At 50.2% G+C, this 12,588-nt stretch carries 9 protein-coding genes and 1 pseudogene; 4 read left to right on the top strand and 6 right to left on the bottom strand.

From position 1 onward, the window contains the following. Positions 1-53: 53 nt before the first annotated feature. Complete coding sequence (locus H6859_00815) at positions 54-1,835, top strand: hypothetical protein (GenBank protein ID USO05778.1); 1,782 nt, start codon at positions 54-56, stop codon at positions 1,833-1,835. Positions 1,836-1,961: 126 nt separating this feature from the next. On the opposite strand, the pseudogene H6859_00810 reads toward H6859_00815, so the two are convergent. The 3 genes and pseudogenes from H6859_00810 to H6859_00800 form a co-directional block, all read right to left on the bottom strand. After that, positions 1,962-3,067: pseudogene (locus H6859_00810) on the bottom strand (IS3 family transposase). A gap of 86 nt (positions 3,068-3,153) precedes the next feature. Next, the gene (locus tag H6859_00805; protein USO05777.1) at positions 3,154-4,002 is read right to left on the bottom strand and encodes a hypothetical protein; all 849 of its coding nucleotides are present in this window, start codon (positions 4,000-4,002) and stop codon (positions 3,154-3,156) included. A gap of 126 nt (positions 4,003-4,128) precedes the next feature. Beyond that, positions 4,129-5,325 carry a hypothetical protein gene (locus tag H6859_00800; protein USO05776.1) on the bottom strand — a complete coding sequence of 399 codons (1,197 nt, stop codon included), beginning with the start codon at positions 5,323-5,325 and terminating at the stop codon, positions 4,129-4,131. 163 nt (positions 5,326-5,488) lie between these two features. Between H6859_00800 and H6859_00795 the strand changes: the two genes are divergently transcribed. The 3 genes from H6859_00795 to H6859_00785 all read left to right on the top strand — a co-directional run bounded on the left by H6859_00795 (position 5,489) and on the right by H6859_00785 (position 8,939). Further along, positions 5,489-7,246, top strand: coding sequence for a hypothetical protein (locus tag H6859_00795; protein USO05775.1), 1,758 nt, complete (start codon positions 5,489-5,491; stop codon positions 7,244-7,246). Between the two features lie 277 nt (positions 7,247-7,523). Further along, a complete protein-coding gene (locus H6859_00790) occupies positions 7,524-8,141 on the top strand; it encodes a pilus assembly protein N-terminal domain-containing protein (GenBank protein ID USO05774.1) in 618 nt (205 codons plus the stop codon). 81 nt (positions 8,142-8,222) lie between these two features. Beyond that, on the top strand, positions 8,223-8,939 hold the full coding sequence (locus tag H6859_00785; GenBank protein ID USO05773.1) for a tetratricopeptide repeat protein: 717 nt from the start codon (positions 8,223-8,225) through the stop codon (positions 8,937-8,939). A gap of 94 nt (positions 8,940-9,033) precedes the next feature. On the opposite strand, the gene H6859_00780 is transcribed toward H6859_00785, so the two are convergent. From H6859_00780 to H6859_00770, 3 genes are all read right to left on the bottom strand, one after another. Beyond that, positions 9,034-9,978, bottom strand: coding sequence for a type II secretion system F family protein (locus H6859_00780; GenBank protein USO05772.1), 945 nt, complete (start codon positions 9,976-9,978; stop codon positions 9,034-9,036). Between the two features lie 135 nt (positions 9,979-10,113). Further along, complete coding sequence (locus tag H6859_00775; GenBank protein ID USO05771.1) at positions 10,114-11,088, bottom strand: type II secretion system F family protein; 975 nt, start codon at positions 11,086-11,088, stop codon at positions 10,114-10,116. A gap of 42 nt (positions 11,089-11,130) precedes the next feature. Further along, positions 11,131-12,450, bottom strand: a complete 1,320-nt coding sequence (locus H6859_00770) for a CpaF family protein (protein USO06649.1) — start codon at positions 12,448-12,450, stop codon at positions 11,131-11,133. Positions 12,451-12,588: the final 138 nt, after the last annotated feature.

Below are 12,588 nucleotides of genomic sequence, written 5' to 3'. Positions count from 1 at the left end.
TGCAAAACTATATCTGCTCCGCAGGTGCAGTAGAATTGAGTTAAGGGCGTAAAATGGCGGAAAACACCCATATTGCAGAGGAATATATAAAAAAACTGGGCGGTAACAACACCGTCTGGGCAGACACAATCGCCCCGCCTACCGCCGAGCAAACCGCCAGATTAGCCAATTTCGCCAACGAAGGCATGAAAAACTCTCTCCTTCAAGGCTATGCCGCAGACATGGGACCCGACACTAACTTTTGGAATAAAATAGGGACAAAAGACGGGTTTCACACCGCCCCCGTAGACGGAAAAACAGGACAATTTCGTTTCGAAAACCTGACACAGACAACACTTCCTACACTCGGCGGAACAGTCGGCGCCGTTTTCGCGCCTCTTGAAGAAGAATGGCTGGTTGGTCTGGATTTCGAAGTCAATGTCAAAGGCACAATTCTGGTAGAAATGGCCAAGCCGGGCGAAGAACTTGGACCAGCAGGCTATAAGCTCTCTCACAACGTCAAAACAGACTTGAACTTCTACAACGAAAAAGTAGAGGACCCGCTAAAAGTCTCAGGCAAAGCCTTCTGGATTGAAAAGAGCGAGGAAATACCGAGCTTCGCTTTCAAACACCAAGAAGAAACAAACCTTGGAAACGCAATGGCCGACCTCGGCAACGCGCCAGCCGGTCTGTCTTTCGCCTCCCTCGACACGGCAAAGAATCCAGACATGTCAGGCGTTATCTCCGATACAACACCCCTGCCGCCTGCTGCTCCAGTTGAAAAAAGCGTTGATCCATTTACTCAGCTTAACCCGGAAGAAGCACATAAGGGTTACTCAGGGCCTGCCCCGGCGCTCATCGATGCAAAAGTCACCTTTTCCGGCGAATATCAGATCAACGCTAAAATAAATGTCGAAGTCGAACACACCTTGACCGTATCACGTCAGGACTATGAACGTATTAAAGCCGAACTTGACGGCCAAACGATATATTCCGCCAGCGTTGCCGGATCCGTAACCGTATGGAACCCCGGTGCAGACAGCGAAGGGAACGCCAGCGAATTCTTCGTTCACGTAGGGCTTGATAAACTTGAGATGAAAGGCGGCATAAACGAAACCGTCGCCATGACCAAGCTGCTGCAAGATGAAAAAGACGGCGCTGGCCAGCAATATATTGCCGAACTCAATGGAAGAGCACCGCCCCCGGTCAATCCATACCTTCAAGACAGCCCCGGCAAAACCATGATCGCCAAGGCAAGCCCCACCGGCACAGCGGATGACGTCCGGCTTGCCCAGGCATCATGCAATCTGCTCAGCGACGCCAACCTCGCGATTGACGGCGATCCCGGCACCAAAACGCAGAGCTGCGTCGGCACAGTTCTGGGCGATGATTATGTCGCCGATGATTGGAAACAAAACGCCGAAAATCTGCAGGAAATCGTCGCCCTCAGCCCCGAAGCCGCAGAAAAAGGCCGGATTCTGGCAACAAAAACCCTCAACGGCGAAATAAAGGATTTCTCAAAAGAAGCCTACGAAACTCAGGCATTCCTAAAAGCCAAAGAAGGCATAGCCTTTGACGGCGACATCGGCCGAGGCACCCGCGCCGCCGCAACGGCCCATCTCGACATGGAAAACCAGCCCAGCATCGAAGCCATCGCCAACGCACCGTCCCCGGGGAAAGGCACTCCATCACTCAGTTGTGAATTTGGAAAAGTCTGCGGCCCGGAAAACGCCGCCAACGATCCAAGCTTTGATCAACCGGAAACCGACGCTCGGGCCGTTGCTAAAACGCAGCCCCCCATACAACCAACCAGAGAGGTGGTCTCGGTTCTTCGGCCAGCTTTGCGGCGAAGTTAAGCTACGATCGGTTGGTTATTGTCATGCCGCCTGCCTGTGGTTTTGTTTCTCCGGGTGAAGGGCGCGGCCGCCGGAGCCGTTAGGCGGAGGCGGCAAGCCCGAGGCCGGAGAAACAAAATTTCGTTCATCATAAACGTCGTCCGGGGTTTGTCCATCAAATACCGAATGCGGCCTCTGCGCGTTGTAAAACGCCAGCCAGCGCCCGATATCCCGCCTGGCTTGCAGGCCGCTCTCGAACGCGTTCAGATACACGCATTCATATTTCAGACTCCGCCACAGCCGCTCGATGAACACATTGTCCATCCAGCGGCCCTTGCCGTCCATCGAGATCGCGATCCCGTTTTCTTTCAGGACGCCCGTCCACGCGTCCGCCGTGAACTGGCTGCCCTGATCGGTATTGAAGATCTCCGGCGGCCCGTAGCGGGCGATGGCTTCCTCCAGCGCCTCCACGCAAAAGCGCGTTTCCATCGTGTTCGACAGCCGCCAGGCCAGCACCTTCCGGCTGGCCCAGTCCATGATCGCTACCAGATACAAAAACCCGCGTTTGACAGGGATGTACGTGATATCCGCGCACCATACATGGTTCGGGCGGGTGATCGTGAGCCCCTTGAGCCGGTAGGGATAAATCCGGTGGCCGGGATGCGGCATCGAAGTGCGCGGCCTTTGATAGACCGCCTCGATTCCCATCAGGCGCATCAGACGCCGCACGCGGGTGCGGCCTACCTCGTACCCCTGACGGCGCAGATGCCGGGCCATCTGACGGGACCCGTAAAACGGGGTTTGCAGGAATTGCGCGTCAATCAGCCGCATCAGCGCCAAATTGTCCGCGCTCTCCCCGCGCCGCTCGTAATACCAGCCAGAGCGGCTGATCCCCAGCAACCGGCACTGCGCCGCGATGCCGATATTGTCATTGGACGGGTCTACCATTTCCTGCCGCCCCCGGACCGCAACCGGGCGGAGGCATCGGCTAAAAAATCACGTTCCACTGTCAGCTGTCCGATCTTGGCGTGCAAGTCCCTGACCTCGGCGTTATGCGCGTCCGCTCGCGATTCCAGCTTGCCCGCAAAACCCGCCTCCAGCGCAGCCAGAGCCTCCTTCTTCCAACGGTGAATGACCGTCGCATGCACCCCGTAACGGGATGACAGCTCCGTGATCGGCGCGTCCTCCCGCAACGCCGCCAGCGCAACCTGCGCTTTAAACTTCGCCGGGTAGTTCTTCCTTGTCTTGCTCATAATCCATGACCCTCCTTCGGTCATAGATCGTAGCTTAACTCACTGTCCGAATTCTTGGGACCACCTCTCAGCGCCATGAGCCCGTCTTAAGGCCCGTAAACCGGCAGATCCTCTTGCACTTCACAACGTGTCTGCATATATCTGCCAATTTTTTCACTCGTGCACCCTATTTTACGCCGCGCCCCCTCATACATTTGCTTAAGCTCTGCAATATCAAGCCCCCGCGCAACCAGCGCCCCGTCAATCACCTCACGCAAAAACGCCTGCTCCAGCTTTGGATAGCGCCGTTTGCCCTCCGGCTGAGAATCCTGATCATACAGCCCCAATATCGCCGCTACCGCCGGATAATTTGGCTGGCCATTACCATGATACAAATCCCCCACCTGCGTATCGATGAAATCAATCGCACGCTTTTTATCAAATTCATCAACGCGAACCGTCAGCTTTTCTAAACTGCTATCGTAACGCTGCAACATCTCAGTAATAGCCTGGTGCGTCGCTTCATCCTGACCGGAAGCCAAAAACAACAAAGCCATGCTTGCAATAATCCCAACTTCGTTGTCCTGTTGCGCCTCGGCCGTAAGAACCAAAATCTTGTGGGCCTCACATTGCTCATTGAACCCCTTATTAATTCTGAAACGCTCAACGATCTTATCAACCGTTTTTTCACGCTGCTCTACTTTACTACTCCCATCCTTCGAAGAAACTTCAACATCCTCTTTCACAGTTTTGCTAATAAACTTGGTATAAGTCTGCTGGTCTACACAGTTTGGCGTTGTACTTTCCTCCATAACCTCTTTAGTCGAAGCGCAAGCACTTAAAAGCACCGCTAAACTCACAGGTGCAAGCACCCTCAGAGCGCGTGCTCCATATCCACGCACAAAATTATCGTTTGCGAAAGATGAAAAATCAGCCATATGTTTGAACGCTGCCATAATACAATCCTAAAAATCAGAATAAACTTGTACAAATTATGTAAATAAAAGTCAATAAAAAAAGAACCCGCCACCAAGATAGCAGCGGGGTCTTTTAAACGACCATTGAAAAATAAACGCCGTTTCCTAGTTCGGAGAAAGAACATCAAAAATATTGTTCGTTCCAGATTCATCAGAGACCTTGCCATTACCAGCACCTTCGTTCTTCGGAGGTTCAGGAATAGTTGTCTTAAACTCACATTCAGGAATAAGCTTGGCGCGCTGTTGAGCCACTCTACCTGTACTCTGATCTTTAGTCGGTTTTTTAAGACCAAACATATTCATCATAACCTGCGTCGGCGTTGGGCGATCTTTTTGATTAATCTCACCTGTCCCGCCTTCGTTAACATATGATGTCATCGTACATCCCATAGCATCACGATATACAGAATTAGCCCCCATAACATACATGTGAGCTTGCATATGTTCTGCTACAGAAGCTTTTTCTTCATCTTTTACACCTGGCAAATTCTTTGAACGTTCCCAATTATGGCGTTGCGCTTCTTCTGTAACAATGTGTCTGTGCACTCTATCTCCAGTTCCATAAAGCGCTTCAGCAAAACACATTGCCAACGCAATAGTGTCTTCGTCCATACCATACGTCATATAACCACGATCTACGGGAGCAGCATCCCAAAGCTGTTGCCCACTAAAAATAGCGCCCGTTTTTTTATTTTGAATTACAAACTTAAGGCTGGGGTGATAGGAAATGCCCGCGCCAGCATAATTACCAAAAACATCACCAAGCCGTCCCTCAACAGAAAAACGAGATTCACAAGCTTGAGCCAGGAACCTTGCCGTTTCAAGGCGCGCTGCCATACCATTCGTTGCCGCACCCTGACGCGCATCAATTTTATTGATCGAATGATCATCAACTTGAATTTCATTATTCCCGTTCGTCTGTTCTTGCTCTGCAGCGCCGCCATTAGCAACAGGTTGAATGGCCCCAGGTGCAATATTAACATTTGCTCGTGAATCTGAACCAATACGCTCAACTTCAAGACTATTGTTTCCGGTCAAAGTATTCCGGCTATCCACACGGCCCGTCACGTTCGCATGATTGTTCGCTGCAGCAGAAGGATTCAAACTTCCTTCCATTTCAAGACCGGCCGTCGCAGCCGCACTGGGAGAACCACCATTCATGATCAACTCATAATCATCGCCATAATAATTATTCTGTTCACCAATCTCATCACCGCCACCATAACCACCGGCCTGCGCCGCACCTGACATCGCAACCACAAGGGTCCCTGCAATAACTCTGCTATTTGTCACATTACTCATCTCATCACCTCATTGGTCGAGTTAAAAAATCCAAAGAATTCTGTAAAGAATGCGCATTTAATTCCATAACCTGAAACTTATGTCAAGATATTTTGTAAAACATTTTATTTGCATAATTTAAAAACCGGCGCTATAACACCCCTCTCATTTGGGATATTGAAATATGAGCGCAACCGCCGCTGCACAGCTTTATACACCAGCCCCCTCCTTGCGCGATCATTGGCAACGCGCCGGTACCGTGGCCGAGCGCGCCAAAACCGCTCTGCAAAACCGCATCCACAAAATCACCGACAACCCGCTGACCAAAACCTTTGCCAAAGCCGCCATGGGCGCTGGCGCGGCCTATGCGGTGAAAACAGCCGCCATCAGCCTGGCTTCAACAGCGGGCTCCGGCGCAGTTGCCGCAGCAGTATTGGGCGGCGCTGCCGTCACAACCTACAAGGCCGCAAAAGACTACCGCACGCAAAATAAAGACCGCCCACACGGCTTTTGGGCAAACCTGAAAGGATTTTTCTCATTTCTCGGCCAGAACAAGGCAAAGTATGCGAAACAACTAGCCATAAGCTCTGGCCTGGGCATAATCGGCGCTGCCGGACTGGTTGAAACGTTCGCCCACGCCGCAAACGCCGGAGAGATAGACGACCTGATAATGCCGGAAAATATTGCCAATCATTATCAACCACCAGAACAGGGAATAACCACCCCTCCGGCAGAAATGCCTGCAACAGAAGCAACAGAGCCGCAAACTGCCGTAACTCAGACCGAACCTCAGAAAATCGCCGCCACCCCGGCACTCACCCCGCTGGAAAAACTGAGTCAAATTAACCCCGATAATTTCTCAGGCCGCGCAGCCGAAACCTTATCCTACGCGAAAAAAGGGCATGCCTGGGCCGTCAAGGAAATGGCCATTCACCTCTTAAGCGGCAATAACGGCTCGCCGCTCAACCGTGAATTTGCCGTCGAACTGCTGCAAATCGCAGAACACAGCGACAACCCGAAAATCGCAAACCAAGCCTCGCGCGATCTGGACACAATTAAAAATCTCTGGCCTGAAGCCTTCGCGCAGGAAGAAATAACTATCGCTGAAGCACCTGAATTTGAACCAACGACGTCAGAGGTGGCAGAAAAACCAAAAGCCCAGGCCCTGAAAGAACACATCGTCACGGCAGAGGCTCCCGCCTCCCCCCTCGAACGCCTCGCCGCGCTCAACCCTGAGAATTTCGGCCAGCGCGGCCAATATGTCCTGCAATTCGCCGAAAAAGGCCACGGCTGGGCGCTCAATGAACTGGCCTCCTCACTGCTTTATGAAGGCAACGGCTCACCGCAAGACCGAAAACTCGCCGTCGAACTCTATCGTCTTGCCCAGGAAACCAGCAATGCACGCATAGTCGAACACGCCACAAAAGACCTGGCCGTTGTCGAACGCCTCTGGGGCGTAGACAACATTATGGGCACAAGCGCCCCTAACGAACCAAAAACACTTCTGGCCGGCGGCAAACCCACACCGCAAGAACTTCCCATGCCGAAATTACCTGCAAACACGAACATCCCGGTGCTTTGCAACGCCGCTTCAACCGAAACAGGGATAGACATCAAATGCGTACTCGACCCTAGCCAAATCAAGAGCAGCGACACCTTTACAATAAATTTGCCCGGCAATGCGGAAATGAACTTCTATTATGATGGAAAGGCAGCCAATCTGGGAATTACTGAACCGGGCGACGCCATCGCCTCGCCGAACCGAACAAGCAACATCGTAAACCTAAATCTTCACTTCTCACACGAAGCCATGCAAAATCCGGAAGCCATGTACTCAATCACGGCAGGCAACAACGCCTACGGTATCAGCTTCTCTCCACAATCCGAACCGCCAATTCAATACGCAAAAGCCGCCGATGGACCAAAACTTGGCGCCCTATAAGCCTTTCCCACCATGGTCATCGCAAAAGTTGATAGCCAGGCCGCACAGGTTTATAGTTTACCCAACAATGCTAAACAGACCCGGAATAAAAGCTTGCATTTTTTTAGCGCCATAATTTTACATAGTGTTAAAAAACTGAAACACACGAAACATATATTCTCCTAAAACCCGCGCATTTAAAACTTAAGTAAAATGCATGCAAAAAGAAGGTGATTCTTAAGCCCTTTCCGGCTATACTGAAAAATATAGTCCTTCTCCCTTATCAAGGGTTTTTCACATGATTTTTTCAAAATATCTTAAATTCGCGCTTTTCAGCGCCATAGTTTTGCTCCAGAGCCTAAGTGTCAATGTCCCGTCCTTTGCGCAGGAAAATGGCAGTCAGCCACCTTTGGATATCCTTCCTGCTACAACAGCGCAAGAACGCGGAATTATCTACGACGACCAAACTCACACCCACCCGGCCATAAAGCTGACGCCCGATAAATCTGAATTGGTGCACCTTGATCGCCCTGCCGCCTCCATCATCGTCGGCAACCCAAATCATTTAAGTATCCTCGCTGACACATCCCAAACACTTGTATTAGTAGCGCGCGCGCCCGGAGCAACCCAATTTACCGTTTTGGATAAAAACGGTGCCATAGTCATGCAACGCCATGTCATCGTCGCAAGCCCAAAAGAAAAATACATGCGCATACGTCGCTCCTGCGCAGGCTCCGATGATGATACTTGCCAATCAACCAGCGTTTTCTACTGTCCTGACATGTGCCACGAGATCATAATGGGAAGTGAAGAAGCAGACTCAAACGCAGGAGCTCTGGTAGAAGGTGGCAATACAAATACCAACGAAGCAGACGCTCTCACAAGCCCTCCTGCTGAAATTAATGATACCGAATAATGACACTTAAGACTTTCAAAACATTTGTGTATAATGGTCGCGGGCAGATAGCCCAAAATTCAATAAGGCGAAAATAATACAATGAGCATAAAAAAAACCACCTCCCTGATCCTGACATTAGCATTATGCAGTGCACTCACCGCTTGTCAAACAGCGCAAAGTACCGATGCGCAGCTCCGCACATCCTCGATGGATGGTGCAATTGAGCGCGCGGCAAACTATACACGCAAACCAAGTAAATCCCTTAGTTACCTCGAACGCACCTACAAAAAACAACCTGATAGCGAACTTGCCGCAGTCGATTACGCCGTAGGCCTGCGCGAAAATAGCAAATACGAGCTTGCCGCAACGATACTCGAACCTTTTGCTAAAGGAAAAAACGCCTCCTCTCTGGCCACCTCTGAATATGCAGCCATTCAATTAGCACAGGGGAATTACGAAGCCGCTGAAAAATACGCGCAAAAAGCCGTCATCGCCGATGAAACCAACTTCAAGGCTTATCACCGTCTCGGCATCGCCCTGGACACGCAAGGCATGCACCAGGAAGCCGAACGCGCCTATCGCAAAGGCATAGAACTCTGGCAAGGCGACCCGACAACCATCATGAACAACCTCGCGCTAAACCTGGCCTCACAAGGCTATCTCAATGAATCCATAGAAATTCTACGCAAAGCTCAAGACGTTTCGCCTGGTCGCGTCGAAATCGAACGCAACTTACGAATTATCACAGCGCTGCAACAAGCAGACGGGACCCCTGCCCCCAAACCAGGCAAAAAGCCAATAACAACCACGGATTAATTCTCCTTAAAAAAAACTGATACAAAAAAGCCGCGGAGCCATGAACAGGAACCGCGGTTCTTTTGTGCGTTCAGTCACGCACAAATTTCAATCATTAATTCAAAGAGCTCGCTGAAATCCCCGCCGGACCGAGAATAATAATGAACAAGGCCGGTAAAAAAAACAGGATCATCGGCACTGTCAATTTCGGCGGTAATGCTGCAGCTTTTTGCTCTGCCTTCGCCATACGCATATCACGCAATTCATCCGACATAACGCGCATAGCTTGTGAAATAGATGTTCCATATTGCTCCGCCTGAATAAGCGAAGTTGCAAAGCTTTTTGCTGCACCGCTACCCACACGCCGCGCAAAATCCTGCAACGCCTCGCGCCGATCATTCAACATCGCCATCTCCGCACTAAGCAGGCCTAACTCTTCAGCCAAAACCGGCGAATGCTCCGCCACTTCTTCTGCAACACGATCAACAGTCTGCTCCAAACCAATCCCGCCCTGCACACAAATAAGCATCATGTCCAAAGAATCTGGAAACGCCAAACCGATCTCCTCCTGACGCTTCAAAATCGTATTCTTAATCAACACATCCGGCAGTTTATAACCAATCACAGCCGCTGTAAAAACAGACAAAAGTTTCATCATATCAGAAATTTCTTTCTCAGTATTTGAAAGAACCAAAACCGTCAAACCGGCAAGAACAATTGGCACAACCGCTTGCGCAATCATAAACTTAATCGGCGCCTTGGGACTGCGAATACCTGCCTGCAGCATTTTGTCACGCACTTTTTCACCCATAGCACCCGCGATTTGCTGCATCTTATACAGCGCTGCCATGGAATCAGCCGCCGAAACATTCTTTTCCGTTTTTGCCTTATGAATGCTGCCATCACGCGTCGCCTGAAAAAGATCCTTACGGCGCTTATCAACCACCGATCTATAATGTTCCTTCTTCTCTGTCTTATTTAAAAATGGCAGTGCAAATGCTGCAAAAGACCCGGCAGCAAGAAGCGCGCTCACCAATGTTATAATAAGTTCATTATCCATCTATACACCTTCTAATTAAGTTTGAATTCTAAGGGCGGCGAAAATGTTTGTTTTTAAAAACCCGGATCGCAGCATATGTTTTGATATGTGAGAACCGGAAGTTTTAAAAATGAACATTTTCGCCGCCCTTAGAATTCAAACTTTAAAGTTAATCATAATTTTCATCACCATAACACCCACACTCATCCAGAAAACCGCAATCGCCAGCAACACATTGCCAAACGGATCAGTGAACAACACGCTAATATATTCGTAATTCACAAAATACATGCCAGTCGCCACCAAAACCGGCAACGCCGCAATAATAGAGGCAGACGCAATAGCTTCTGAGGACAGCGCCTTAATCTTACGCTTCAAACGAAACCGCGCACGGATTACATTCGATAGATTAGTCAAAACCTCTGACAAGCTGGAACCTGTTTGCGCCTGAATAGACAGCCCCGTGGCAAACATCTGCATTTCGGTCAAAGGCATAGAGCGCGTCGCCTCCAACGCAGCCTCTGCCAAAGCCACACCGATCTTCTGCTTATCATAAATATTCCCCATCTCTTCTCCCACAGGGCCGGTGAACTCACGGGAAATCATAGCTATGGCTTCGGAAACGGGCATCCCGGCCTTCAACAAACGCACAGTTGCTTCCAATGCATCGGGAAACTCTTCCAAAAATTTCTTCTGCCGCCGCGCGGCCATTTTCTTAAGTACAAATCGTGGAAGACCAAGCAAACCAATCACAGCTACAGCAATCAAAACATGCGGCGGCTGCCCCATAAGCTTTGCCAAAAACGTCAACCCTATCATCAGCGCCACAGACATCAACCAGAACTGCTTCACGGAAATACTAATTCCGGCCTGTAATATCATCGTCGAAATTGTGGTTTTCTTTTTAGAATTTTCTTCACCCTTGGCCTCTTTTAGCTTCTTTGCCAAATCCGCCCGTCGGCGATCTTTTGATCCACGCTCGTCAGGCCCGCGAGCACCGCCACTTTTCCCCTGAATCACGCCCATAACCCGTTTTTTGCGCGTAGATTCCTGCGCCGCCATGTAGGCAACAATGATCCCCATCACCAAAATAGCGATCAATGTGATCAAAACAATTTGTACAACTGACATAAACTCAAGACCTTATTAAATCTATTATGGGCAGATAAATTTTTAGTCGAAAGCGCCTTCCATAGCTTCCAGCACCATCCCGTCAACCCCAAACTGACGCGCATTATCAAAAAATTTAGGCCGCAAACCTGTAGAACGATGTTTAGTCACAAGCTTGCCATGTTCATCTTCACCCTCAATATCCAGCACAAAAAGATCCTGCATGGTGACAACCTCGCCCTCCATCCCGGTAATCTCAGTCACATGCGTTGTTTTTCGCGACCCGTCACGCAAACGTTGCACCTGAATAATCACCTGCACCGCACCCGCAATCTGTTCACGCACCGCTTGCTGCGGCAAATTCAAACCGCCCATTGCAATCATATTTTCCATCCGGCTCAAAGCCTCGCGCGGGTTGTTAGCGTGCACCGTACCCATCGAACCATCGTGACCTGTATTCATCGCCTGCAGCAAATCAAATGCTTCCGGGCCGCGCACCTCACCAACAATAATCCTCTCCGGGCGCATCCGCAGACAGTTTTTTACCAAATCGCGCATCGTCACCTCACCCACCCCTTCCAGGTTTGGCGGGCGCGTTTCAAGACGCACAACATGCGGCTGCTGCAGCTGCAATTCACATGCATCTTCGCATGTGATAATCCGTTCACCAGGCTCAATATAACGCGTCAAACAGTTCAGCATCGTCGTCTTACCGGACCCCGTACCGCCAGAGACCAGCACGTTCACCCGGCAACGACCAATCGCCATAATCAACTTCGCACAACTCGGCGTCATTGATCCAAATTGCTGCAACTTATCAAGCGTCAGCTTATCCTTGGTAAATTTACGAATGGTCATACACGCGCCGTCCACAGCCAAAGGTGGGATAATCACGTTTACACGGCTGCCATCCGGCAAGCGCGCATCACAAATCGGACTGGCTTCATCAACTCGTCGGCCGATTGCTCCCACAATCCGCTGACAAATCGTCGTCAAATGCTGGTTATCACGGAATTTAATCTTCGCTTTTTCAATCTTACCGTTAATCTCAATATAGGTCGTATCCGGTCCGTTAATCATAATATCGGCAATACCGTCTTGCTCCAAAAGCTCTTCCAAAGGACCAAAACCAAGCATATCGTCGGCGCATTCCTTGGCAATACTTTGCAACTCCGCAGCAGTCAAATCGAGATTACGGAACCGCGCAATTTCCTCAACCGCGCTCAAAACTTCTTCACGCGCCGCCTTGGCCTCCATATTTGCCAAAGCTTTCAGATCAATCCCGTCACGCAAATCAAGCCAGATTCGATTGCGTGAACGCTGCAACCGAAGCGTCGTTATAGAATCCGTACTATTTTCCCCCTCTTCTTCCGCCGGCGCCATCTCCTCAGAAAATGGATCTTTTGCCGTGGGTTTTCCCTTTTCCCCCTCTACCTTCTTCTTGGAAACAGATTTAGGATTTTCAGGAACAAAAGCAGCCTTCTCTCCAACCACTGCCTTATCATCGGACTTCTTCTCAAG

It is taken from the genome of Rhodospirillales bacterium, assembly GCA_023898785.1.
Classification (GTDB): Bacteria; Pseudomonadota; Alphaproteobacteria; order Micavibrionales; family Micavibrionaceae; genus TMED27.
The sequence above is the reverse complement of the archived record's forward strand: the minus strand, read 5'-3'. Positions and strand labels throughout refer to the sequence as shown.

What these genes read in the sequence shown, in the direction of transcription:
- H6859_00770 (USO06649.1), bottom strand. Translation starts at nt 12,450, where the DNA reads ATGGCGCCGGCGGAAGAAGAGGGGGAAAATAGTACGGATTCTATAACG.
- H6859_00780 (USO05772.1), bottom strand. Translation starts at nt 9,978, where the DNA reads ATGGATAATGAACTTATTATAACATTGGTGAGCGCGCTTCTTGCTGCC.
- H6859_00790 (USO05774.1), top strand. Translation starts at nt 7,524, where the DNA reads ATGATTTTTTCAAAATATCTTAAATTCGCGCTTTTCAGCGCCATAGTT.
- H6859_00800 (USO05776.1), bottom strand. Translation starts at nt 5,325, where the DNA reads ATGAGTAATGTGACAAATAGCAGAGTTATTGCAGGGACCCTTGTGGTT.
- H6859_00785 (USO05773.1), top strand. Translation starts at nt 8,223, where the DNA reads ATGAGCATAAAAAAAACCACCTCCCTGATCCTGACATTAGCATTATGC.
- H6859_00815 (USO05778.1), top strand. Translation starts at nt 54, where the DNA reads ATGGCGGAAAACACCCATATTGCAGAGGAATATATAAAAAAACTGGGC.
- H6859_00805 (USO05777.1), bottom strand. Translation starts at nt 4,002, where the DNA reads ATGGCAGCGTTCAAACATATGGCTGATTTTTCATCTTTCGCAAACGAT.
- H6859_00795 (USO05775.1), top strand. Translation starts at nt 5,489, where the DNA reads ATGAGCGCAACCGCCGCTGCACAGCTTTATACACCAGCCCCCTCCTTG.
- H6859_00775 (USO05771.1), bottom strand. Translation starts at nt 11,088, where the DNA reads ATGTCAGTTGTACAAATTGTTTTGATCACATTGATCGCTATTTTGGTG.